Source organism: Streptomyces sp. NPDC014656 (genome assembly GCF_043084305.1).
In the GTDB taxonomy this organism is placed as follows: domain Bacteria; phylum Actinomycetota; class Actinomycetes; order Streptomycetales; family Streptomycetaceae; genus Streptomyces.
On record NZ_JBIBZN010000002.1, the window covers coordinates 57,045 to 80,299 of the forward strand.

24 protein-coding genes and 1 riboswitch are annotated in these 23,255 nt (G+C 72.3%); of the genes, 7 read left to right on the forward strand and 17 right to left on the reverse strand.

Going from position 1 to position 23,255, the window contains the following annotated elements:
* Positions 1-14 precede the first annotated feature (14 nt).
* A complete protein-coding gene (locus ACF1ED_RS04150; protein WP_391756856.1) occupies positions 15-695 on the forward strand; it encodes an N-acetylmuramoyl-L-alanine amidase in 681 nt (226 codons plus the stop codon).
* On the opposite strand, the gene ACF1ED_RS04155 is transcribed toward ACF1ED_RS04150, so the two are convergent.
* The 11 genes from ACF1ED_RS04155 to ACF1ED_RS04205 form a co-directional block, all read right to left on the reverse strand.
* Positions 688-1,851 (reverse strand): cysteine desulfurase family protein, encoded by a 1,164-nt coding sequence (locus tag ACF1ED_RS04155; protein ID WP_391756857.1) that lies wholly within the window; start codon positions 1,849-1,851, stop codon positions 688-690. The two genes, ACF1ED_RS04150 and ACF1ED_RS04155, sit on opposite strands and share 8 nt — an antisense overlap.
* A gap of 148 nt (positions 1,852-1,999) precedes the next feature.
* Entirely contained in the window at positions 2,000-2,863 is an 864-nt protein-coding gene (locus ACF1ED_RS04160; protein WP_391756858.1) for a thioesterase family protein, read from the reverse strand.
* A gap of 23 nt (positions 2,864-2,886) precedes the next feature.
* Complete coding sequence (locus ACF1ED_RS04165) at positions 2,887-3,564, reverse strand: trimeric intracellular cation channel family protein (protein ID WP_391756859.1); 678 nt, start codon at positions 3,562-3,564, stop codon at positions 2,887-2,889.
* A gap of 70 nt (positions 3,565-3,634) precedes the next feature.
* The gene (locus ACF1ED_RS04170) at positions 3,635-4,888 is read right to left on the reverse strand and encodes an ABC transporter ATP-binding protein (protein ID WP_391756860.1); all 1,254 of its coding nucleotides are present in this window, start codon (positions 4,886-4,888) and stop codon (positions 3,635-3,637) included.
* A complete protein-coding gene (locus ACF1ED_RS04175) occupies positions 4,885-5,877 on the reverse strand; it encodes an ABC transporter ATP-binding protein (protein WP_391756861.1) in 993 nt (330 codons plus the stop codon). The genes ACF1ED_RS04170 and ACF1ED_RS04175 overlap by 4 nt, the downstream gene beginning before the upstream one ends.
* A gap of 1 nt (position 5,878) precedes the next feature.
* A complete protein-coding gene (locus ACF1ED_RS04180) occupies positions 5,879-6,838 on the reverse strand; it encodes an ABC transporter permease (protein WP_391756862.1) in 960 nt (319 codons plus the stop codon).
* On the reverse strand, positions 6,838-7,833 hold the full coding sequence (locus ACF1ED_RS04185) for an ABC transporter permease (RefSeq protein ID WP_391756863.1): 996 nt from the start codon (positions 7,831-7,833) through the stop codon (positions 6,838-6,840). Before ACF1ED_RS04185 ends, ACF1ED_RS04180 begins: the two co-directional genes overlap by 1 nt.
* A gap of 92 nt (positions 7,834-7,925) precedes the next feature.
* Entirely contained in the window at positions 7,926-9,596 is a 1,671-nt protein-coding gene (locus ACF1ED_RS04190; RefSeq protein ID WP_391756864.1) for an ABC transporter substrate-binding protein, read from the reverse strand.
* A gap of 225 nt (positions 9,597-9,821) precedes the next feature.
* Positions 9,822-10,616, reverse strand: coding sequence for an enhanced serine sensitivity protein SseB C-terminal domain-containing protein (locus ACF1ED_RS04195; protein WP_391756865.1), 795 nt, complete (start codon positions 10,614-10,616; stop codon positions 9,822-9,824).
* A gap of 58 nt (positions 10,617-10,674) precedes the next feature.
* Positions 10,675-11,415 (reverse strand): enhanced serine sensitivity protein SseB, encoded by a 741-nt coding sequence (locus ACF1ED_RS04200; RefSeq protein ID WP_391756866.1) that lies wholly within the window; start codon positions 11,413-11,415, stop codon positions 10,675-10,677.
* Between the two features lie 100 nt (positions 11,416-11,515).
* On the reverse strand, positions 11,516-12,175 hold the full coding sequence (locus tag ACF1ED_RS04205) for an AAA family ATPase (RefSeq protein ID WP_391756867.1): 660 nt from the start codon (positions 12,173-12,175) through the stop codon (positions 11,516-11,518).
* A 176-nt stretch (positions 12,176-12,351) separates the two neighbouring features.
* Positions 12,352-12,451, forward strand: a riboswitch (glycine riboswitch).
* Between the two features lie 161 nt (positions 12,452-12,612).
* On the opposite strand from ACF1ED_RS04205, the gene gcvT reads away from it, so the two are divergent.
* From gcvT to ACF1ED_RS04225, 4 genes are all read left to right on the forward strand, one after another.
* Entirely contained in the window at positions 12,613-13,728 is a 1,116-nt protein-coding gene (gene gcvT / locus ACF1ED_RS04210) for a glycine cleavage system aminomethyltransferase GcvT (RefSeq protein WP_391756868.1), read from the forward strand.
* A gap of 77 nt (positions 13,729-13,805) precedes the next feature.
* The gene (gcvH, locus tag ACF1ED_RS04215; RefSeq protein WP_391756869.1) at positions 13,806-14,183 is read left to right on the forward strand and encodes a glycine cleavage system protein GcvH; all 378 of its coding nucleotides are present in this window, start codon (positions 13,806-13,808) and stop codon (positions 14,181-14,183) included.
* Positions 14,184-14,207: 24 nt separating this feature from the next.
* Complete coding sequence (glyA, locus tag ACF1ED_RS04220) at positions 14,208-15,476, forward strand: serine hydroxymethyltransferase (RefSeq protein WP_391756870.1); 1,269 nt, start codon at positions 14,208-14,210, stop codon at positions 15,474-15,476.
* A gap of 162 nt (positions 15,477-15,638) precedes the next feature.
* Positions 15,639-17,009, forward strand: a complete 1,371-nt coding sequence (locus ACF1ED_RS04225) for an L-serine ammonia-lyase (RefSeq protein ID WP_391756871.1) — start codon at positions 15,639-15,641, stop codon at positions 17,007-17,009.
* A gap of 83 nt (positions 17,010-17,092) precedes the next feature.
* Here ACF1ED_RS04225 and ACF1ED_RS04230 read toward each other — a convergent pair whose 3' ends face one another.
* A complete protein-coding gene (locus ACF1ED_RS04230; RefSeq protein WP_391756872.1) occupies positions 17,093-17,332 on the reverse strand; it encodes a hypothetical protein in 240 nt (79 codons plus the stop codon).
* Positions 17,333-17,516: 184 nt separating this feature from the next.
* On the opposite strand from ACF1ED_RS04230, the gene ACF1ED_RS04235 reads away from it, so the two are divergent.
* The gene (locus ACF1ED_RS04235; protein WP_391756873.1) at positions 17,517-18,071 is read left to right on the forward strand and encodes a DUF7010 family protein; all 555 of its coding nucleotides are present in this window, start codon (positions 17,517-17,519) and stop codon (positions 18,069-18,071) included.
* Between the two features lie 3 nt (positions 18,072-18,074).
* Here the strand turns inward: ACF1ED_RS04235 and ACF1ED_RS04240 are convergent, their stop codons facing one another.
* Positions 18,075-18,995, reverse strand: coding sequence for a CopD family protein (locus ACF1ED_RS04240; protein WP_391756874.1), 921 nt, complete (start codon positions 18,993-18,995; stop codon positions 18,075-18,077).
* 85 nt (positions 18,996-19,080) lie between these two features.
* Positions 19,081-19,296: an EF-hand domain-containing protein gene (locus ACF1ED_RS04245; protein ID WP_015036303.1), complete on the reverse strand. Its 216-nt coding sequence runs from the start codon at positions 19,294-19,296 to the stop codon at positions 19,081-19,083.
* Positions 19,297-19,371: 75 nt separating this feature from the next.
* Between ACF1ED_RS04245 and ACF1ED_RS04250 the strand changes: the two genes are divergently transcribed.
* Positions 19,372-20,010 carry a GNAT family N-acetyltransferase gene (locus ACF1ED_RS04250; protein WP_391756875.1) on the forward strand — a complete coding sequence of 213 codons (639 nt, stop codon included), beginning with the start codon at positions 19,372-19,374 and terminating at the stop codon, positions 20,008-20,010.
* Positions 20,011-20,319: 309 nt separating this feature from the next.
* On the opposite strand, the gene ACF1ED_RS04255 is transcribed toward ACF1ED_RS04250, so the two are convergent.
* The 3 genes from ACF1ED_RS04255 to ACF1ED_RS04265 all read right to left on the reverse strand — a co-directional run bounded on the left by ACF1ED_RS04255 (position 20,320) and on the right by ACF1ED_RS04265 (position 23,036).
* Positions 20,320-20,820, reverse strand: coding sequence for an ATP-binding protein (locus ACF1ED_RS04255; RefSeq protein WP_391756876.1), 501 nt, complete (start codon positions 20,818-20,820; stop codon positions 20,320-20,322).
* Between the two features lie 115 nt (positions 20,821-20,935).
* Entirely contained in the window at positions 20,936-21,703 is a 768-nt protein-coding gene (locus ACF1ED_RS04260; protein ID WP_391756877.1) for an enoyl-CoA hydratase/isomerase family protein, read from the reverse strand.
* Positions 21,704-21,794: 91 nt separating this feature from the next.
* Positions 21,795-23,036 carry an Ig-like domain-containing protein gene (locus tag ACF1ED_RS04265; protein WP_391756878.1) on the reverse strand — a complete coding sequence of 414 codons (1,242 nt, stop codon included), beginning with the start codon at positions 23,034-23,036 and terminating at the stop codon, positions 21,795-21,797.
* Between the last annotated feature and the right edge of the window lie 219 nt (positions 23,037-23,255).

The following is a 23,255-nucleotide window of genomic DNA, read 5'->3' on the forward strand; positions in this document are numbered from 1 at the left end:
GCGTTCTGGGGAACATGGGGAGCGAGAACCGGAAGAAGCGGGGGGTCGGCCGGCGGGCCGTGCTGCTCGGCGGCGGTGCGGCCGTGGTGGGCACGGCGGTGCTGGCGCGCGAGGAGCTGGCGCGGGCCTGGTGGCGGCTGCCGTGGATGGAGAAGCCGCGGGTCGACGGGGAGCTGGACTACCGGGCGGCCGCGTGGACGGCGGCGCACCAGGCGAACTCGCGGCGGGCGGACCGGCCGGAGGACTACCGGATCGACCGGGTGGTGATCCACGTGGTGCAGGGCAGCTACGCCACCGCGCTGAAGGTCTTCAAGAACCCGCTGCACGAGGCCGCCACGCACTACGTGGTCGGCAAGGACGGGCGGGTGGCGCAGATGGTGCGGGAGCTCGACGTGGCCTACCACGCGGGGAACCGGGACATGAACGAGCGGAGCATCGGCATCGAGCACGAGGGGTTCGTGGACCGGCCGCAGGACTTCACGAAGGCCATGTACGAGGCGTCGGCGCGGCTGACGGCGGACATCTGCCGGCGGTACGGCATGCCGGCCGACCGGGAGCACATCATCGGGCACGTCGAGGTCGAGGGCACCGACCACACCGATCCCGGCCCGCACTGGGACTGGGACCGGTACCTGGGGCTGGTGCGGCGGGAGCTCACGAAGCCGTCCCCGGCGGCGGAGCCCCGGTCTAGCTGAGGCCGGCGGTCCTGGCGCGGTCCACGGCGGGGCCGATGGCGTCGGCGACGGCCCGCACGTCGTCCTCGGTGGAGGTGTGGCCGAGGGAGAAGCGCAGGGTGCCGCGGGCCAGGTCGGGGTCGGTGCCGGTGGCGAGCAGGACGTGGCTGGGCTGGGCGATGCCGGCGGTGCAGGCGGAGCCGGTGGAGCAGGCGATGCCGGCGGCGTCGAGGAGGAGGAGCAGGGAGTCGCCCTCGCAGCCGGGGAAGGTGAAGTGGGCGTTGGCGGGGAGCCGGCCGGCCGGGTCGCCGCCGAGGAGCGCGTCGGGGACGGCCGTGCGGACGGCGGTGACGAGCGCGTCGCGCAGGGCGCCGATCTCGCGGGCGAATGCCTCCTGCCCCTCGGTGGCGAGGCGGGCGGCGGTGGCGAAGGCGGCGACGGCGGGGACGTCGAGGGTGCCGGAGCGGACGTGCCGCTCCTGGCCGCCGCCGTGCAGCACGGGGACGGGGGTGTGCTCGCGGCCGAGGAGCAGGGCGCCGATGCCGTACGGGCCGCCGATCTTGTGGCCGGAGACGGTCATGGCGGCGAGGCCGGAGGCGGCGAAGTCGACGGGGAGCTGTCCGACGGCCTGGACGGCGTCGGCGTGCAGCGGGACGCCGAACCCGGCGGCGGCGTCGGCGAGCGCGCGGACCGGCATGACGGTGCCGATCTCGTTGTTGGCCCACATCACGGTGGCGAGGGCGACGGACTCCGGGTCGCGGGCGATCGCCTCGCGCAGCGCCTCGGGGTGGACCCTGCCGTACGCGTCGACCGGCAGGTACTCGACGTCGGCGCCCTCGTGGGTGGCGAGCCAGTCGACGGCGTCGAGGACGGCGTGGTGCTCGACGGGGCTGGCGAGGACGCGGGTGCGGCGCGGGTCGGCGGCGCGGCGGGACCAGTAGAGGCCCTTCACGGCGAGGTTGTCGGCCTCGGTGCCGCCGGAGGTGAAGACCACCTCGCTGGGGCGGGCGCCGAGCGCGGCGGCGAGGGTCTCGCGGCCCTCCTCGACGGTCCGCCGGGCGCGGCGTCCCGCCGCGTGCAGGGACGAGGCGTTGCCCGTGACGGCGAGCTGGGCGGTCATCGCCTCGATCGCCTCGGGCAGCATGGGCGTGGTCGCGGCGTGGTCGAGGTAAGCCATGGTGGGTCGATTCTACGAGCCCGCCTGGAGGACTCCCCTACGCGCCCGCCCCGGACCGGTCGTCCGGCCGGTCCGGACGCCTTCGGCCCGTCGGCCCGGACTCCGGCGGCACGGCCGGTGCGGGCCGTGCCGCCGGGGGCGTACCGGCTCAGCCGCGCGGGGCGCGGGCGAGCTGGCGGGACTGGGCGACGAGCCGGCCGGCGCTGTCCCAGACCTCGGCGTCCTCCTCCAGGAAGCCGCCGGCGAGGTTGCGGGTGGTGATGGAGACCCGCAGCGGGCCGGGTGCCGGGCGGCAGCGGACGTGGGTGGTGAGCTCCACGGTCGGCGTCCAGCCCTTGAGGCCGAGCTCGAAGGAGGTCGGCGGCAGGGCGTCGACGGCGAGCAGGAGGGAGAGCGCGTCGGGCTCGCGTCCGTCGGCGAGGCCGAACCAGGCCCGCATCTCGCCCTTGCCGGAGGGGGCGCCGATCGCCCAGCCGACGCAGGCGGGGTCGAGGCGGAGGTCCAGCCGGTCGGTGATGGCGGAGGAGCCGGGGATCGGCGGCGCCGGGCCGTCGGAGGCGCTGAAGCACTGGTCGATCGGGGCGAAGGCGGGCGGCACCGCGCTGGTGCGGACGTCGTCCGTGAGGGCGTCGAGGTCGCCGTAGGAGGCGAGGACGCGGATCCGCTCGACCTCGGTGCCGTCCTCGGCGTACTGGTAGAGGGAGGCGGTGCCGGTGGAGAGGGTCCGGCCGGTGCGGACGGTCTCGGTCCGGATGACCGCGGGGCCCGGCACCGACGGCGTGAGGTAGTGCGCCGAGATGGTGAAGGGGTCGGGGTGCGGCAGGTGGTCGCCGAGGGCGCGGCCGAGCAGGGCGAGGAGGTAGCCGCCGTTGACGGCGTGGATGATCGTCCAGCCCGCCGAGAGGTCGGCGTCGTAGACCCCGGGCTCGCGCGGGGTGACGGCGGTGTCCCGGTCGAACTCGCTGAGCGCCGCGGCCTCGGCGGCGGGGCTCGTCTCGGTGCTCGTGCTCATACGGCCGACGGTACAGCAGGAAACTACTGAGCGGTAGCTTTTTCGGGCTCCTCGCTGGCGGACGAACGGCGGTTCCAGGCGCGCGGCGCCCGCCAGTGGTAGCGCATCGCGAGCAGCCGCAGGAGGAAGGCGGTGAGCACGGCGGTGCCGCTGGTGAAGGCGTTCAGGATCTCGAAGCGGATGCAGAGGACGACCATGGTGGCGCCGACGATCGCGGGCACGGCGTAGAGGTCGCGGTCCCAGCGGAGCAGGGACGGCACCTCGTTGGCCAGCACGTCGCGCAGCACGCCGCCGCCGACGGCCGTGGCGAGGCCGAGCGCCGCCGAGGAGGTGAGGCCGAGCCCGTAGTCGTACGCCTTCGTCGTCCCGGTCACGCAGAAGAGGCCGAGGCCGGCCGCGTCGAAGACGTTCACGGCGGTCTGGGTGCGCTCCACCTCCGGGTGGAGGAAGAAGACGAGGACCGTGGCGACCAGCGGCATGACGAAGTAGCCGAGGTCGGTGAAGGCGGCCGGGGGCACGGCCCCGATGATCAGGTCGCGGAGCAGACCGCCGCCGAGCGCGGTGACCTCGGCGAGCACGGCCATCCCGAAGACGTCGAAGTTCTTCCGGACGCCGAGGAGGGCGCCGGAGATGGCGAAGACGAAGATGCCGATGAGGTCGAGCGTGTGTTGGACCGACGGGCTGAACAGATCGTGGAGCACCGGCCAATTGTGCCGTGCGCGCGGAAAGGGCCCGGCCGCACCACGGCGACCGGGCCCTGACCCACGTGTCCTACTTGCCCTGGGGGGCCTCGTCGGACTCCGGGGCCTCCGCCTTGGAGGCCCCGGCCTTGGAGGCCTCGGCCTCGGGCGCCTCCGGCTTGGGAGCCTCCGACTTGGGGGCCTCGCCCTCCGGCGCCTCCGCCTCCGGGGCCTCCGCCTCCGGGGCCTCCGTCTCCGAGGCCTCCGTCTCCGAGGTCTCCGGCTCCGACTCGGCCGCCGGGGGCTCCGCCTGTGCCGGGATCACCACGGCCTCGGAGCCGCCCGCCGGGGCGAGCGTGCCGTCCTGGATCTCGCGGGTGAAGTGGCAGGCCACCTTGTGGCCGCCGCCCGCGTCCGTGAGCTCCGGGCGCTCCTTGCCGCAGCGGTCCTGCGCCCAGGGGCAGCGGGTGTGGAAGCGGCAGCCCGCCGGCGGGTTCGCCGGGGAGGGCAGGTCGCCGTGGAGGAGGATCCGCTCGCGCCGCTCCTCGACCTCCGGGTCGGGGACGGGCACCGCGGACATGAGCGCCCGGGTGTACGGGTGCAGGGGCTCCTCGTACAGCGTGTCGCTCGGCGCCTCCTCCACCAGGGAGCCGAGGTACATCACGCCGATGACGTCCGAGATGTGCCGGACGACGGCGAGGTCGTGGGCGATGACCAGGTAGGTCAGGCCCATCGACTCCTGGAGCTCCTCCAGCAGGTTGATGACCTGCGCCTGGATGGAGACGTCGAGCGCGGAGACCGGCTCGTCGCAGATGATGAGGTCCGGCTCCAGGACCAGCGCGCGGGCGATGCCGATGCGCTGGCGCTGGCCGCCGGAGAACTCGTGCGGGTAGCGGGAGAGGCTGTTGGCGGGCAGGCCCACCTTGGCGAGGATCTCCCGGATCCTCTCCCGCCGCTCCTCCTGGTTCGCGCCGATGCCGTGCGCGGCCATGCCCTCGCTGAGGATCGACTCGATGTTCTGGCGCGGGTTGAGGCTGCCCAGCGGGTCCTGGAAGACCATCTGGAGCCGGCGGCGGAAGGAGCGCAGCTCCTTCTCCGGCAGCTTGGCCACGTCGGTGCCGTCGAGGACGACGGAGCCGTCGGTGACGTCCACGAGGCGCAGCACGGCCCGCCCGAGCGTGGTCTTGCCGCAGCCCGACTCGCCGACCAGGCCGTAGGTCTGGCCCGCCTCGACCTTGAGCGAGATGCCGTCCACGGCGTAGACGTGGCCGACGGTGCGGTCGAAGAGGATGCCCTTCTTGACGGGGAAGTGGACCTTCACGCCGTCGAGTTCGAGCAGGCTCATGCCGGTACCTCCGTCGTGGCGAGGACCGGGTTCGCGCAGCGGGCGCGGTGGCCGGCCGCGCGCGGTTCGGTCAGTTCGGGCGTGCCGGTGAGGCACTCCATCTCGTACCGGTCGCAGCGCGGGGCGAAGGCGCAGCCGTCGGCCCAGGCGATCTGGTCGTTGATGGACCCGCGGATCGGGTGGAGCGGTTCGCCGCGCGGGGCGTCGAGCCGGGGGATGGAGCCGAGCAGGCCGTGGGTGTACGGGTGCGTCGGGTGGGCGAACAGCTCGCGCCGGGCGGCCGATTCGACGACCTTGCCCGCGTAGAGGACGTTCACCTCGTCGCAGAGGCCGGCGACGACACCCAGGTCGTGGGTGATCATCAGCAGCGCGGTGCCCTGCTGGTCGACCAGTTCCTTGAGCAGTTCGAGGATCTGGGCCTGGATGGTGACGTCGAGCGCGGTGGTCGGCTCGTCGGCGATCAGCAGACGGGGGGCGCAGGCCACCGCCATGGCGATGAGCGCGCGCTGCCGCATGCCGCCGGAGAGCTGGTGCGGGTACTCCTTGAGGCGCCGGTCCGGGTCGGGGATGCCGACCCGGTCGAGCAGGTGCGCGGCCTCCTTGCGGGCGGCCTCGCCCTTCAGGCCGCGGTGGCGCTGGAGGATCTCGGTGACCTGGACGCCGATGGGGACGACCGGGTTCAGCGAGGACAGCGGGTCCTGGAAGATCATCGCCATGTCGCGCCCGCGCAGGTCGCGCATCTTCGACGGGGAGAGCTTCAGCAGGTCGGTGCCGTCGAGCTCGGCGCGGCCGCCGAGGGTGACGCCCTTGGCGGGCAGCAGGCCCATGAGGGCGAGCGAGGTCACGGACTTGCCGCAGCCCGACTCGCCGACGAGGCCGACGACCTGGCCCTGGTCGACCGAGAAGGAGACGCCGTTGACCGCCCGGACGTCCTTGCGGCCGCGGCCGCCGAAGGTGACGGTGAGTTCGTCCACGGTGAGGAGGGGCATGTCAGCCTCGCAGCTTCGGGTCGAGGGCTTCGCGCATGGCCTCGCCGAGCAGGGTGAAGCCGAGGGCGGTGATGACGATGCCGACCGCCGGGTACATGGACATCATCGGCTCGTTGTCGAAGAAGCGCTGGGCCTGGGAGAGCATGACGCCCCACTCCGGGACCGCGGGGTCGGGGTTGCCGAGTCCGAGGTAGGAGAGGGCGGCGGCCTCGATGATGGCGGTGGCGAGGCTGAGCGTCGCCTGGACGATCACCGGGCTCAGCGAGTTCGGCAGGATCTGGGTGAGCACGATCCGCCGCTTGCGGATGCCGAGCGAGCGGGCCGCGAGCACGTAGTCGCTGCCGCCCTGGGCGAGCATCGAGCCGCGCAGCAGACGGGCGAAGACCGGGATCTGCACGACGCCGACGGCGATCATCACGGTGGTGAGCGACTGGCCCATCACGGCGGCGACGGAGACGGCGAGGAGCAGCGAGGGCAGCGCGAGCAGGATGTCGGTGACGCGCATGATGCCGTCGTCGATCCGCCGGCCGGCCTTCCCGCCGAGGGTGGCCGCCGCGCCGGACACGATGCCGACCACGGCGCCGATCAGCAGGCCGATGAGCATGGAGACGACGCCGACGAGCAGCGTCTGGCGGGCGCCGACGAGCATCCGGGAGAACAGGTCGCGGCCGAGGTGGTCGAGGCCGAACCAGTTCTCGGCGCGGGCGCCGACGAACTCGCCGCGGTTGGAGAAGACCTCGCCGCGCCAGGTCTGCTCGGTGGGGCCGTACGGGGCGATCCACGGGCCGATGATCGCCAGCAGGACGAACGCGGCGATGATCACGGCGCCGATGATCGCCATCTTGCTGGCGCGCATCCGGCGCATCGCCTCGCGCCACAGGCTGGCGCCGCTGGCCGTCTCGGTCTTCGCCGTGAGCTGGGCGAGCCGGTCGATCTTCGAAGTGGTGGTGATCAGACTCATCAGTGCACCCGCACCCTCGGGTCGATGACGCTGTAGGCGAGGTCGACGAGCATGTTGATCAGCACGTAGATCATGGCGATGAACATGATGAAGCCGACCAGCACCGGGTAGTCGCGGGCGTCGATGGCGGTCCTGATGAAGGAGCCGATGCCGCCGAAGGTGAAGACGGACTCGGTGAGCACCGCGCCGGAGAGCAGGCTGCCGGTGAGCAGGCCGACGGCGGTGACGACGGGGAGCAGCGCGTTGCGCAGGACGTGCCGGCCGCGGACGACCTTGCGCTCCAGGCCCTTGGACTCGGCGGTGCGGACGTAGTCCTCGCCGAGGACCTCCAGGACGCTGGCGCGGGTCATCCGGACGATGACGGCGAGCGGGATGGTGGCCAGGGCGATGCCGGGCAGCACCAGGTGCATGAGGGCGTCCCAGGCGGCGTCGAACTCGCCGGTGAGCAGGCCGTCGAGGACGGCGAAGCCGGTGACGCTGGTGGCGTCGATGCCGGTGGACTGGCGGCCGAAGGTGCCGAAGATCTCGCCGAAGGCGCCCTTGAGCAGCTGCGCCAGGAAGAAGACCGGGATGCAGATGCCGACGAGCGAGCCGGAGACGGAGGCCACGTCGATCCAGCCGCCGCGCTTGCGGGCGGCGAGGTAGCCGAGGGGGATGCCCACGACGGTGGCGATGAGCATGGCCGCGACGCTGAGTTCGACCGTGGCGGGGAAGCGCAGCACGAACTCGTCCCAGACGGGCTGTCCGGTCTGCACCGAGGTGCCCAGGTCGAGGTCGAGGAGGCGCTTGAGGAAGCGTCCGTACTGGACGTAGATCGGCTGGTCGAGACCCAGCGCGCGGTTGATGCGCGCCACATCGGCTTCGGTCGCCCGCTCGCCCAGGATCGCTGAGGCGGGTCCGCCGGGCAGTCGGTTCAGCCAGATGAACAGCAGAACCGACAGGCCGAGCAGGGTGGGTATGAGCTGGAGAAGTCGTCGTACGACGAGTCGCAACACCCCGCGTGCCCCTTTCTTGCGTGTGGAGGGTGGATGCGCGGACGCCCGGTCACGGCAGGAGCGCGTGACCGGGCGGACCGCTTACGGGGGTGTTACTTGAAGGAGACCTCGGCGAAGTTCTCCTGCGTCAGCGGGGAGACCTTCGGCGGGACCACGTTCTTGCCGAACGCGATGGCCGGCGGGGAGGAGGTCAGCGGGAGACCGGGCAGGTACTCCATGATCGCCTCGTTGGCGGCCTTGTAGAGGTCCGTGCGCTTGGTCGGGTCGCCCTGGAGCGAGCCGGCCTTCACCGCGTTGAAGACCTTGTCGTCCTTGAAGCCCCACTGCTTGTCGTACCCGGCGAACCAGGTGCCGATGAAGTTGTAGCCGTCGTTGAAGTCACCGGTCCAGCCGAGCATGTGGAGGGCGCAGCCGCCCTTCTCCACCGCGTCGACGTAGTCCGGGTTCCACTTCTTCGGCTTCGGGTTGACCTTGATGCCGGCCTTCTCGAGGTCGGCCTTGACCAGCTCGAAGATGTCCTGCGGGGCGGGCATGTACGGGCGGGTGACCTCGGTCGGGTAGCAGAAGTCGACCGTCAGGCCGCTCGCGCCGGCGCCGGCGAGGAGCGTCTTGGCCTTGGCGGTGTCGAACGGGTACTGCTTCACCTTGTCCGAGTAGCCGGCGACGGTGTCGGGCATGAACTGCGTGGCGACCTTGCCGCCCTCGGGCAGCTGGGTCTTGACGATGTTCTCGCGGTCGACGGCGTGCGCGATGGCCTGGCGGACCTCGGGCTTCTTCAGCGCCGGGTTGGCCTCCTGCGTCATGCCGAGGTAGAGCAGGTTGAAGACGTCACGGGTCGGGACCTGGAAGCCCGCGGACTCGAGGGTCTTGATGTCGGCGGGCGCGACCAGGTCGTAGCCGTCGATGTCACCGGCCTGGAGCGCCTGGCGGCGGCCCTCCTCGGTGTCGATCGTGCGGAAGACCAGGTTCTTGACCTTGGCCTTGTCGCCCCAGTAGTCGTCGAAGCGCTCCAGGGCGACTTCCTTGTTGCCCTTGTTCCACTTCGTGATCTTGTACGGGCCGGTGCCGGCGACCGTGCCGGCCTCCTGGCTGTACTTGGGGTACGTGATGGCGTCGCCGGCCTCGGTGACCTGCTGCTTCGCGTACTCCTGGATCGCCTTCGGCGAGTGGATCGCGAGGGCGTTCAGGGAGAAGCCGCCGGGCAGGTTGGCGGAGGGCTCGAAGACCTCGATGACGGCCGTGGCGTCGTCCTTGACCGTGCAGGACTTGTAGTTCGCCTTGGGCGTCTCCTTGTCCTCGTTGGCCTTGAAGCCGCCCATGATGGTCTGCCAGTAGTACGAGACCGCGCTCGACTGGTAGGTGCCCTTCCAGTTGAACCAGTAGTCGTAGTTGGCGCAGACCGCCTTCGCGTCGAAGGTCTCGCCGTCGTGGAACTTCACGCCCTTGCGGAGGTTGAAGGTCCAGACGGTGCCCTCGGGGTTGCTCGACCACTTCTCGGCGAGCCCGCCCACCAGCTTGCTGCCGCCGGGCTCGTGCTCCAGGAGCGCCTCGAACGCCTGACGGGTGACCCGGAAGGTCTCGCCGTCGCTCGCGAGGGCCGGGTCGAGGGAGGCCGGGTCGCCCGGGGCGCCGAACACGAAGGTGTCCTTGGCTCCGGACTTGTTCTCGTCCTTGTCCCGGTCGCTCGCGCAGCCCGTGGCGATGAGGCCGACCGTGATGGCCGCCGTCAGAGCCCGGGTCGACCGGGAATTGAGTATGCGCATGGGTCCACCCCTGGGTCGCCATGTGTGGTCTTGACCGGCCGAACGCTACTGGCGAGTGACGCGGCAGAGAACAGTCCGCATAGCGGTGATACCAACCTGAGACCCGGACACTCACCAAAACGGGCGGATGCCGGACATCGGCGGCGGGAGCGGGACCAGGTGGACGCAAAACCCCGCCCTGGCAAGCCATTTCGGCCAGGGCGGGGAAAGGGGGCGAAGCGGGCGTCAGCGGTGCCGCGCCGGCGGGTAGCCGTATCCCGGACGGTGGGATCCCGCATGGTGGGACGGCGCGCCGTGTGCGTCGCGGTCGTAGAAGGGGCGGGCGTGGGCCTTCAGCCAGAGCGCCACCGGGTCGTACGCGTCGGAGAGCGCGACCGTCGAGACGGGCAGCCCCTCGGGCACGGAGCCGATCGACTGGCGCATCATCGCCCGCACCTCGTCGACGGCGGCGGCCGAACCGTCGTACAGGTCGAGGCCGATGACCAGGTACGGGGTGCCGAGCGCGGGCTGCACCCAGCCGCGGCGCAGCGAGCGGACGGCCGGGGTCCGGTGCGCGTTCTGGGTGAGGTGGGCGTAGAACTGCGGGATCTCCAGGGCGGGTTCGGAGAGCCGGAGCGGCCCGGCGGGCATCCGGTCGAGACCGGTGGCGATCCGGCGCAGATCGGTCCAGGGGATGCCGACGCCGCCGCCCGGGGCGTGCGGGTTGAGCCAGACGCCCCAGCGCTCGGGGTAGAGGGCGCGGGCGATCTCGCGGCCGGTGACGCGCTCGTGGGCGCGGTGCCAGCCGGAGGCGGCGAGTTCGCCGGGGGAGGTGACGCAGGGCGCGTACCCGTGCCCGTCGACCTCCATGTTGCCGTACTGGGCGTCGGGCGAGCCCGGGTTCCCCTGCCAGAGCAGCATGTACAGCTCGCCGTCGGCCAGGGCGTGCAGCAGGCCCTCGTACGCGTCGTAGCGTCCGGGCGCCACCTGGCGCAGCATGTGCTCGACCTCTCCGGTCGCGGCGCTGCCTGACGCGCTCACCCTGGGTCCCGCCCCTCTGTCTGTCTCGTACGGCTCGGTGGTTCTTCGGATCTGTGGGTCAGTGGCCCGTGCGCTGGTAGAAGGGGCGCACCCGCTCCAGCATCCAGTCTCCGACGGGGTCGGCGGCCATGTCGAGGAGGATCAGGTTGACCGGCCAGGCGACCTCGACGCGGCCGAGGGCGCGGCCCAGCGCGTCCAGCGGGGCGTTGCGGTCGACGCCGTCCCAGCCGGTGAGCTGGACGCCGACGAAGAGGGCCGGTTCGGTGCCCTCGACGCTGGCGAGGGCGCGGCGGGCGGTGGCGACGACGCCGGTGGCGTCGAACTCGGCGCCGGCCGCGGCGAGGAAGTCGACCGGGTCGTCCTGCCAGTCGGGCTCGAAGAGCCGGACCCGGCCGCCGCTCGCGGGCCCGTCGAGGGCGGTGCGGCCGACCCGGCAGAGCTCGGCGACGGCGGGCGGGGGCAGCGGGACGCCGACGACCCCGCCGGGGTTCACGGCGATGCCGAGCTGCGGGGGCAGACCGCGGGCGAAGTCACGGGCGGGGGCGACGGTGAAGGACATGTGGTCGCCGACGCAGGCGAGGAACTGCTCCTGGGAGCTGTAGACGGGGACGTAGGCCGCCCCGCCGATCTCCATGGTGGCGAGGTCCAGGTCGGGGCTGTCGGGTCCGCCGCCGTTGGGCAGCGGGACCCAGACGGGGCTGCGGCCGAGCACCTCGATGAGCCGGCCTCCGGCCGCGGGCTGCCCGAGCGCGGCGGCCAGCGCCTCCTCCAGCTCGTTGCCCGGCCACGTCACGTCCACGGTGGTTCCGTCCCCTTCTCGTACGGCCCTGGTCCCGGCCGTCCCGCAGCACCCTAACGCCGCCCCGCCCCGGCTGTGACCAGAACCCGGTGGGCGGACCTCACGCCGGGGTGCGGAAGCCGATGCGGCGCAGGGCGGTCGCGGCGTCCCGGTCGAGGAGGGTGGCGGAGGCGCAGCCGCGCGGCAGCCGGCCCGACTCGACCGCGCCGACGAGCCGGCCGACGGCCCTGCGGTGCCGGGCGAAGGCGTACGCCGACACCCCCCGGCCCCGCTCGCGCTGGCCGTCCCGCGCGGTGTCCGGATCGACGTCGAGGAGGACCAGGTGGAGGGCGCGGCCGCGCCGGGCGGCGGAGCGGGCGAGCCAGCCGCGGACCCAGGACTGGGTGCCGCAGTCGTGGACGACGACCCCGGCGCCGGAGCGCAGGGCCCGGTACAGCCCGGCGTAGTGCGCGATCCGGACCAGCGGGCGGTAGAGGGCGTACGGCAGGAGGCGGGGCATCCGGGCCTCCCAGCGCTCCCGGGCGTCCTGCGAGTCGATGCCGCGGCCCTCGGCGGCCCGCCGCAGCAGGGTGGACTTGCCGCTGCCGGGCAGGCCGGAGACGACCACGACGTCGCCGGCGGCGAAGGTGAGGGCGCGCGGGCCGCGCCCTCCCCGCTCGCGCAGGTCCCGCACGACGCGCCCGCGCCCGCGGGTCCGGGCGCGGGCCCGCTGGGCCGGTATGGCGTCGCCGGCGAAGACGCCGGTGTGCTGGATCCTCATCGCTGCTCTCCCCCTGTCGGGACCCCGGGAGGCGTACCGGGAGACCTCACGGAGACCCTTGCCCACGAAGTGTAAAGAAACGGTAATCCGAGACAAGCGATTTGCGGCGCCGACACCGCGTGCGATGATGTGCGCGCCAGGCGCGAGCAGCGCCCCACAACCGCATACCGGCCGCTCGAATCCGCGCGGGAGAGTTCCGGACGGCCTCGGCCGTCCGGGCGCCGAAGGAGCAAGACCCTCCCTTGAATCTCTCAGGCCCCGTACCGCGTGGATGAGGCAGATCTGAAAAGCGGGACACCCCTGTGTCCCCACCCAAGGTGCAAGCCGGGGATGCCCCCGGTGAACCTCTCAGGTTCCATGACAGATGGGGAGGACGTCCTCGCCCGTCATGTGTTTTCGTCACCGATCACGCCCTTGGGACCCGGGAGCCACCTTCCATGAGCACTGCCCCCCGCCTGACCGCCCTCGATGCCCTGCATCGTTCGCTGGGCGCGACCATGACCGACTTCGCGGGCTGGGACATGCCGCTGCGGTACGCCAGTGAGCGCGACGAGCACAACGCCGTCCGCACCCGGGCCGGCCTCTTCGACCTCTCCCACATGGGCGAGATCACGGTCACCGGCCCGCAGGCCGTCGACCTGCTGGACTACGCGCTGGTCGGCAACATCTCCACGGTGGGCAACGGCCGCGCCCGCTACACGATGATCTGCCAGGAGGACGGCGGCATCCTCGACGACCTGATCGTCTACCGCCTCGGCGAGACCGAGTACATGGTCGTCGCCAACGCCTCCAACGCCCAGATCGTGCTGGACGCGCTCGTGGCCCGGTCCGAAGGCTTCGACGCCGAGGTCCGCGACGACCGCGACGCCTACGCCCTGATCGCGGTCCAGGGCCCGGAGTCCCCCGGCATCCTGAAGTCGGTCACCGACGCCGACCTGGACGGGCTGAAGTACTACGCCGGCCTGCCCGGCACGGTCGCCGGCGTGCCGGCCCTGATCGCCCGGACCGGCTACACCGGCGAGGACGGCTTCGAGCTGTTCCTGAAGCCGGAGCACGCGGAGGGCGTCTGGAAGGCGCTGACCGAGGCGGGCGCGGGCGTCGGCCTGATCCCCTGCGGCCTGTCCTGCCGCGACACGCTCCGCCTGGAGGCGGGCATGCCGCTGTACGGCCACGAGCTGACCACCGCCCTCACCCCCTTCGACGCGGGCCTGGGCCGGGTCGTGAAGTTCGAGAAGCCGGGCGACTTCGTCGGGCGCGAGGCGCTGGAGGCCGCCGCCGGGCGCGCCGAGACCGCCCCGCCGCGCAAGCTGGTCGGCCTGGTCGCCGAGGGCCGCCGCGTCCCGCGCGCCGGCTTCCAGGTCGTCGCCGGCGGCGAGGTCGTCGGCGAGATCACCTCGGGCGCGCCGTCCCCGACCCTCGGGAAGCCGATCGCGATGGCGTACGTCGACGCGGCGCACGCCGCGCCCGGCACCGCGGGTGTAGGTGTGGACATCCGCGGCACCCACGAGCCCTACGAGGTCGTGGCGCTGCCGTTCTACAAGCGCCAGAAGTGACGCATCCGTCTCGTCCGGCGTCTCACCCCGCAAGACCCACGTACATCAGTACTCCCCCGATCCAGGAGAATCAGGTCATGAGCAACCCCCAGCAGCTTCGCTACAGCAAGGAGCACGAGTGGCTGACGGACGCCGTTGACGGCGTCGCGACCGTCGGCATCACCGAGCACGCGGCGAACGCGCTCGGCGACATCGTGTACGTCCAGCTCCCCGAGGTCGGCGCCACCGTCACCGCGGGCGAGGAGTGCGGCGAGCTGGAGTCGACCAAGTCCGTGAGCGAGCTGTACTCCCCGGTGACGGGTGAGGTCGTCGAGGCGAACCAGGACGTCGTGGACGACCCGTCGCTGGTGAACTCCGCTCCGTTCGAGGGCGGCTGGCTGTTCAAGGTGCGCCTCACGGCCGAGCAGGACGACCTGCTCTCCGCCGACGAGTACACCGCCTTCACCGCAGGCTGACCGAGACCCCCTAGGGATCGCTTCATGTCGCTTCTGAACACTCCCCTCCACGAGCTGGACCCGGACGTCGCCGCCGCCGTCGACGCCGAGCTCCGCCGCCAGCAGTCCACCCTCGAGATGATCGCCTCGGAGAACTTCGCTCCGGTCGCGGTCATGGAGGCCCAGGGCTCCGTCCTCACCAACAAGTACGCCGAGGGCTACCCGGGCCGCCGCTACTACGGCGGCTGCGAGCACGTCGACGTGGCCGAGCAGATCGCGATCGACCGGATCAAGGACCTGTTCGGCGCCGAGTACGCCAACGTGCAGCCGCACTCCGGCGCCTCCGCCAACCAGGCCGCGCTCTTCGCGATCGCCCAGCCGGGCGACACGATCCTCGGTCTCGACCTGGCGCACGGCGGTCACCTGACCCACGGCATGCGCCTGAACTTCTCGGGCAAGCAGTTCGACGTGGTCGCGTACCACGTGGACGAGGCCGGCCTGGTCGACATGGCCGAGGTCGAGCGCCTCGCCAAGGAGCACCGCCCGAAGGTGATCATCGCCGGCTGGTCGGCGTACCCGCGCCAGCTGGACTTCGCGGAGTTCCGCCGGATCGCCGACGAGGTCGAGGCGTACCTGTGGGTCGACATGGCCCACTTCGCGGGCCTGGTCGCGGCCGGTCTGCACCCGAACCCGGTCGAGTACGCGGACGTGGTGACCTCCACCACGCACAAGACGCTCGGCGGCCCGCGCGGCGGCATCATCCTGGCGAAGAAGGAGTTCGCGAAGAAGCTGAACTCCTCGGTCTTCCCCGGCTTCCAGGGCGGCCCGCTGGAGCACGTGATCGCGGCCAAGGCCGTCTCCTTCAAGGTCGCGGCCTCGGAGGAGTTCAAGGAGCGCCAGCAGCGCACCCTGGACGGCGCCCGCGCGCTGGCCGAGCGCCTGGTCCAGGACGACGTCACCGCCCACGGCGTCTCGGTCCTGTCCGGCGGCACGGACGTGCACCTGGTCCTGGTGGACCTGCGGAACTCCGAGCTCGACGGCCAGCAGGCCGAGGACCGGCTCCACGAGGTCGGCATCACGGTCAACCGGAACGCCGTTCCGAACGACCCGCGCCCGCCGATGGTCACCTCCGGTCTGCGCATCGGCACGCCGGCCCTCGCCACCCGCGGCTTCACGGCCGAGGACTTCGCCGAGGTCGCCGACATCATCGCCGAGACGCTCAAGCCGGGCTTCGACGGCGAGAAGGCCGAGGCGCTGAAGGCCCGCGTGACCGCGCTGGCCGACAAGCACCCGCTGTACCCCGGCCTGAAGTAATTTCGTACGCTTTTATTCGTACGAAGCTCCGGGGCACCGCGCACACTGGACAGTGAGCGCGGTGCCCCGACCCTTTGTCCCGCGTCCCCCGCACCGCCTCTTCCTGCTTGTTTCTGCACCACCCCGGCAGACAACGGCGTCTAGCCCCACAAGGAGTCCCCCGTGGCCATCTCGGTCTTCGACCTGTTCTCGATCGGCATCGGCCCGTCCAGCTCCCACACGGTGGGCCCGATGCGCGCGGCCCGGATGTTCGCGCGCCGGCTGAAGAACGAGGGCCTGCTCGCCGGCACGGCGAAGGTCCGGGCGGAGCTGTACGGCTCGCTGGGCGCGACCGGCCACGGCCACGGCACCCCGAAGGCGGTCCTCCTCGGCCTGGAGGGCAACTCGCCCCGCACGGTCGACGTGGAGCACGCCGACGAGGAGTTCGAGCGGATCAAGGCGAGCGGACGGATCAACCTGCTCGGCGCGCACGAGATCCCGTTCTCCTTCGACGACGACCTGGTCCTGCACCGGCGCAAGGCGCTCCCGTACCACGCCAACGGCATGACGGTCTTCGCGTACGACGCCGAGGGCGGGCTCGTCCTGGAGAAGACGTACTACTCGGTCGGCGGCGGCTTCGTCGTGGACGAGGACGCGGTGGCCGGCGAGAACCCGATCATCCCGGACGACACCGTCCTGAAGTACCCCTTCCGCACCGGTGACGAGCTGCTCCGCCTCGCCAAGGAGACCGGGCTGTCGATCTCCTCCCTGATGCTGGAGAACGAGAAGGCCTGGCGGACCGAGGACGAGATCCGCGCGGGCCTGCTGGAGATCTGGCGGGTCATGCAGGCCTGCGTCTCGCGCGGCATGTCCCGCGAGGGCATCCTGCCGGGCGGTCTGAAGGTCCGCCGCCGGGCCGCGACCTCCGCCCGCAAGCTGCGCTCCGAGGGCGACCCGAAGGCGCACGCGATGGAGTGGATCACTCTCTACGCGATGGCGGTGAACGAGGAGAACGCCGCGGGCGGCCGGGTGGTCACCGCCCCGACGAACGGCGCGGCCGGCATCATCCCCGCCGTCCTGCACTACTACATGAACTTCGTCCCCGGGGCCGACGAGGACGGCATCGTCCGCTTCCTGCTCGCGGCGGGCGCGGTCGGCATGCTCTTCAAGGAGAACGCCTCGATCTCCGGCGCCGAGGTCGGCTGCCAGGGCGAGGTCGGCTCGGCCTGCTCGATGGCGGCGGGCGCCCTCGCCGAGGTCCTGGGCGGCTCCCCCGAGCAGGTGGAGAACGCGGCCGAGATCGGCATGGAGCACAACCTGGGCCTGACCTGCGACCCGGTCGGCGGCCTGGTGCAGATCCCGTGCATCGAGCGGAACGGCATGGCGGCGGTCAAGGCCGTCACGGCGGCGAAGATGTCGATGCGCGGCGACGGCAGCCACCTGGTCTCCCTCGACAAGGTCATCAAGACCATGAAGGAGACGGGCGCCGACATGAGCGTGAAGTACAAGGAGACCGCCCGCGGCGGTCTCGCGGTGAACATCATCGAGTGCTGAGCGCACGCGCGCGCACGTGACGGAACGGCCGGTCCCGCCCCCACGGGACCGGCCGTTCCGTCGTGGGTCAGGGGGCGTGCGGGTCAGTAGCGGACCCAGAGGACGATGACGTCCGGGCGGGTGGAGGTGAAGGGCTCACAGAAGTAGATCTTGCCCCAGAACGCCTCTCCGGCCTGGCCGGCGGCCTGGCACTCGGCGTACGAGGAGTGGTGGCTGCGCGGGTAGAAGCCGGGGCCCGCGGCCTCGGCGGTGCCGGCGGCGCCGAGGGCGAGGGCCCCGGCGGTGGCCGCGGTGGCGAGTGCGGCGGCGGCGCGACGGTACATGGCATGTCCTCCTGAAATGAACGATGCGATGCGGTGCGGGATGGTGCCGTGCTGTTCGTGCCGGCTGCGCAGCCGGGGGAAACGTATCGGCGCGGCATGACCCGGGCAATAGGTCTAGGCCAATCCCTCGTACGGATGTCCGGAAACCCGGGACCCGGCCGGATTCCGTCGGTAGGGTCCGGCCATGACCGTGACCACGGATGCCGAATGCCTCGCCCTGACCCGCACCCTGCGCCGCCGCGGGGTCGTCGTGCTCTCCGTCTTCGGGACGGTGTGGGCGCTGGCGGGCGGCTCCGGGCTGCCGGCCCCCGGCCCGGTGGTCGTCGGGGTGCTGGGGGCGGTCCTGGCGGTCGCGACGCTGGCCGCCGGGTTCCGGGGCACGGCGGGCGCGGTGAACCGGCCCGTGCGGCTGCCGGAGCGGTGGAACCGCGGGATCGGGATCGTGAACGCGGCCGAGGCGGCCGCGATCGTGGGCGTCGTCGCGGGCTCGAACGCGGCCGGGCGCCCGGAGTGGATCCCGGTCGGGATCTGCCTCGCCGTCGGCCTGCACTTCTTCCCGCTGGCCCGGCTCTACGACCAGCGGCAGTACGGCTGGGCGGCGGCCGTCCTGACGGCCCTGGCGGTGCTCGGCGCGGCCCTGACTGCCGCCGGGACCTCCGCGGAGGCCGTACGGGCCGCCGTGGGGCTCCCTGCGGCCCTGGCGCTGTTCGGCACCGCCGTGCTCGTGGCGCGCGACTGACCGTCAGAAGAGCGGCCAGCGCGGGTCCGGCACCACCGTGAGCAGCGCGGAGAGCGCCACGATCACGGCGAGCACGGAGAGTTCCACCCGGGCCGGGGGCCGCGCGTCGGCGCCGGACAGCAGCCGGGAGCGGGCCGCCAGGGCCAGCAGGCCGGCCCCGCCGAAGAGGGCGAGCTTCACCAGCAGGACCCGGCCGTACGCGGTGGAGAGCACGACCTCGGGCGGCAGCCGGCGCAGCGTGGACGCGGTGCCGGTGACGACGAGGGCCGCGAAGACGCAGGCGGCCATGCGGGCGTACCGCAGGAACACCTCGCGCCCGCCGCCGCGCAGCCGCAGCACCCGCAGGACGTGCAGCAGCGCGCCGGTCCAGAGCGAGGCGGCGGTGAGGTGGACGACGGTGAGTCCGGTGCCGACGCCGAAGCCGGCGGTCTCGGGGTGGGCGCGCAGCGCCTCGGCGACGATCGCGGCGGCGAGCGGGAGGGCGGCCAGGGCCGGGCGGCGGGAGGCGGCGCAGACCGCGGCGAGCAGGCAGGCGTTGGCGGTGACGAGCAGCAGCCGGCCCTCGCGGAGCCCGTAGACGACGGGGAGACTCAGGCCGCTGACGGCGGCGAGGAGCAGCAGGAGGCCGGTGGAGGCGGCCGCGGCGAGCAGGGCGCCGGGGACGGCCAGCGGGCGCGGCAGCGGGCCGGGGCCGGCGAGCCGGGTGCCGGCGAGTTCGCCGGCGGCGAGGGCGAGGCCGGCCAGGAGGAACACCCTGAGGAGGGTGGTCGCGCCGGCCGCGGGTATGCGCAGCTCGCCGGTGCCCGCGCGGGCGAGGCCGGCGCCGAGGAGGGCGACGGCGAGGACGGCGGCGAGGACCGTGGCGGCGGCGACGGCCGCGGCGGTCGGACGGTTCGGGGTGCCGAGGGGTCCGGGAAGCGTCACCGGACGATCGTCACCGAGCCCGGGGCGGGCGGCAACTCAGGGTGAACGCCGCCCGGCCCGGCCCCGTGGACCGGTCAGGCCCGGGTCACGCCTTGCTGAGGTGGGACCAGAACTCGTCCCACGACAGACGGCCGTCGCCGTTGTCGTCGCGCTGCTTGATGAGGGCCTCGGCCACCGTCTCGGTGACGTTGAAGTCACCCAGCTGGGCCATGACGCTCTTGTACTCCGCGGCGGTGATGAAGCCGTCCCCGTCCACGTCGTACCGGTTGAATGCCGTGCGTGCCGACTCGATGTCCGCCACTGCTTCCGCCCCTTCTCGGTGCTGTTCTGACGGGGGTCAGATTAGCTGGCCGGGCGGGTGGCCGATGATGGCGGTATGAGCGGTGACGTGAGACGGATACTGGAGGCGGCGGCGCGCGGGGAGTTCCCCGCCATGGACGGCGGGACGACGGTGGTCCCGCAGCCGGACGCGCGGGACGCCGGGGTGCTGGCCTTCACGGCCCACTCGGTGGTCTTCGCCGACGTCGATCCGGAGTGGGTGCGGGCGGAGCTGGCCGCGACCGGGAGCGATCCGCTCGCGGCGAGCATGAACCCGGGCTTCCTGGTGCGGCTGATGGCGCGGACCGGCCGGCGGATGAACACCGTCGACCTGCTGACGGTCGCCGGCGCCCTGCCGGGCCCGCCGCCGGTGCAGCTGCGGGAGATCGAGGATCCGGAGCATCCGCGGGTGGCGCGGGCGCTGAAGTACCGGGACGAGGTCCGGGTGTGGGCGGCGGACGGCGGCGTGCTGATCCTGGGGCGCGGGGTGGCCGGACGCATGGAGGCGGCGGTCGAGGTGGACGAGGACGTGCGGCACCGGGGGCTCGGCCGGGCGCTGGCGACGGCGGCGCGGCACCTGACGCCGGATTCCGTGGTGTGGGCGCAGCAGTCGCCGGGCAACGCGCGGAGCGTGCGGACCTTCCAGGCGTCGGGGTACCGGCCGGTGGCGTCGGAGGCGCTGCTCACCGCGCTCTAGGCCACGCCCCGGCCGTCCAGCATGTGGATGATCGAGGGAAACAACCGATGAACCGCATAGCCATTCACAGTTTGCAAGGCGGGTGCTGCACGTCACCAACGATTCACAGTTAAAACGTGCATCAATGTCCGCGTTGATGGCGATATGGGCGTTTGGCGGGGTGGCCCGCCATCTGTCATAGTCGATGACACGACCCCCATTGACCCGGGCCAGGTCGCCTCTGCGGCCGTGGATACACCCCCCCGTCCACGGCGCATCACACGGAAGCCCCCAGCAGCCCCACCACGGCGCACGGGGGCTTCCGTGCGTTCAGCGGTCGGTGACCCGCATCTCGAACCAGGTCGTCTTGCCGCGCGGCCCGAGGTCCGCGCCCCACCGGTCGGAGAGCTTGTCGACGAGGAAGAGGCCCCGGCCGCTGACGTCGAGCTCGGCCACCGGCATCAGACAGGGCAGGCCGCGCGAGGGGTCGCGGACCTCGATCCGGATCCGGCCCGGACGTCGCTGGGCGCGCAGCACGAAGACCCGGGCGCCGGTGTGCCGGACCGCGTTGCCGACCAGTTCGGAGACGAGCAGGACCGCGTGCTCGGCGAGGGTCGGGCCGAGCCCCCACTGCCGGAGCACCACGTAGCGGGTCATCCGGCGGGCGATCCTGGCCGACTCCGGCAGCGAGTCCAGCCGGACGTCGACCTCCGCCGGGTTGCCGTACCGGGCCATCGCCTCGAGGGCTTCCTCGTCCTCCGGGGTCGGTGCCCACCGGGCGGCGGGCACGCCGCCCTGCCGTGGTTGTTCCCTGCTCTCCAGGCCCGCCATGCCCCCCATCATGGCCGCAGGAAACGGATCGCGGGGGCCGTTCCGGTGGAATGGCCCCCGCGGGACGGCGCGTCGCCGTGACGGTCCGTCGGATCGGGTGGTGCCCGGCCGACGGTCAGGCGAACTTGGCCTTGCCCGGGCCCTCCTCGACGAAGCTGCGCATGCCGGTCTCGCGGTCCGCGGTGGCGAACAGCGCGGAGAACCAGGTGCGTTCGAGGGCGAGGCCGGTGTCGATGTCGGCCTCCAGGCCCTGGTCGATCGCCTCCTTGGCGGCGCGCAGCGCCACCGCCGGGCCCTGGGCGAGCTTCGCGGCCCAGGCGTGCGCCTGCTCGTAGACCTCGGCGGCCGGGACCACCCGGTCGACCAGGCCGAGGGTGAGCGCCTCGTCGGCCTTCACCATCCGGCCGGTGAAGATGAGGTCCTTGGCGCGGGAGGGGCCGATCAGGCGGGAGAGCCGCTGGGTGCCGCCGGCGCCGGGGATCAGGCCGAGCAGGATCTCGGGCTGGCCGAGCTTGGCGTTGTCGCCGGCGATCCGGTAGTCGGCGCAGAGGGCGAGCTCGCAGCCGCCACCGAGGGCGTACCCGGTGACGGCGGCGACGACCGGCTTGGGGATGCGGGCGACGGCGGTGAAGGAGTCCTGGAGCGCGCGCGACCGCTCGATCATGGCCACGTGGTCCATGACCTGCATCTCCTTGATGTCCGCGCCGGCCGCGAAGACCTTCTCGCCGCCGTAGAGGACCACGGCCCGCACGTCGTCGCGGTCGGTGGCCTCCTGGGCCAGTTCGCGCAGCCGGTCCTGGGTGGCGATGTCCAGGGCGTTCATCGGCGGACGGTCGAGGCGGATCGTGCCGACGCCGTCGGCGACTTCGAGGTTCACAGTCATGGGAGAGAGGTTAGTGGCCGTTAACGGCGACGGGCCCGGTGCCGTTGCTCACAGAGCGCTCGGCACCGGGCCCGTACGGGCGGGGAGGGACCTACGCGGTCCACTCCGACCAGGTCATGTTCCAGCCGTTCAGGCCGTTCTCCGGCTTGATCTGCTTGTCCTTCGAGTTCTTCACGATGACGACGTCACCGATGATCGAGCGGTCGAAGAACCAGGCGGCCGGGGTGGAGCCGTCGCCCGCGCCCCGGGTGTCCGAGAGGCCGACGCAGCCGTGGCTGACGTTCTGGGAGCCGAAGGTGGACTTCGGGGCCCAGTAGTTGCCGTGCACGAAGGTGCCGGAGGTGGACAGGCGCATGGCGTGCGGCACGTCCTTGATGTCGTACTCGCCGCCGAAGCCGACGGTGGCGCCGTTCATCCGGGTCACCTTGTACTTCTCGCTGATGACCATCTGACCGTTGTACGTGGTCGTGGACGGGGCGCCCGCGGTGATCGGCAGGGTCTTGATGATCTTGCCGTCGCGCTCGACCTTCATCGTCTTGGCGCTCGCGTCGACCGTGGAGACCTGACGGCGGCCGATGGTGAAGGAGTACGTCTTCTTCTGCTTGCCGTAGACGCCCGGGCGGCCCTCGACGCCGTCCAGGTTCAGCTCGACGGTGACCTTCGTCCCGGCCTTCCAGTACTCCTCGGGACGGAAGTCGAGGCGGTCGTTGCCGAACCAGTGGCCCTCGATCTCGACGGCCGGCTCGGCCGTCACCTTGATGGCCTTCTCCACGGCCTCGGGGTCGGTGATGCCCCGGGTGAAGTTGATGGAGACCGGCATGCCGACGCCGACGGTCGTCCCGGCCTCCGGCGTGTAGTGGCCGATGAAGGTGTTCTTCGGGACCAGGGTGGTGAAGGTGGTGTCCTTCGCCGACTCGCGTCCCTCGGCGTCCTCGGCGATCGCGTGGACCTTGTACTGGGTGCCGCCCGACAGGTGGGCCAGCGGCTCCCAGCTCGCGCCGTCCGCCGAGATCTTCCCCTCGACCGCGCCGCCCTTGGAGTCGGCGACGGTCACGGTCGTCAGCTTGCCCTGCTCGGCGGTGACCTTGAGGGCCCCGCTGGTGGCGACCGAGTCGGCGCCGTCCTTCGGCAGGACGGTCACGACCGCCTGGGAGGCGGCGTTGTCCGGGGCCGCGGTCTTCTGGCCGCCCGCCCCGCCGGCGCTTCCCGCGTCGTCCTTCGCCGGGTCGCCGCCGCAGGCGGTCAGGACCAGCAGCAGTGCCCCCGTGGCCAGGGCCCCGAGGCGGACGCCCCGGCGCCTCGCCGACGTCCCCGATATCGGCTGCCCGTTCACTATGGTCTTCTCCCCTCGCACGACCCGGCTGCCGGCCGGGCCCCACCCCCTGTACGCACGTCCCGCGCACGGCGCTAGATAATCACACCGGACGACACGAAAGTTCCACGCGAATGTCACCGTTCAGTCCCAGTTGGCACGGGACCGGAGGCGGGCGGGGAGCGGCACGCGTACGGCCCCGTGACCGGGGCCGGAGCGGGGTCCCGGGCGGGGTCCCGG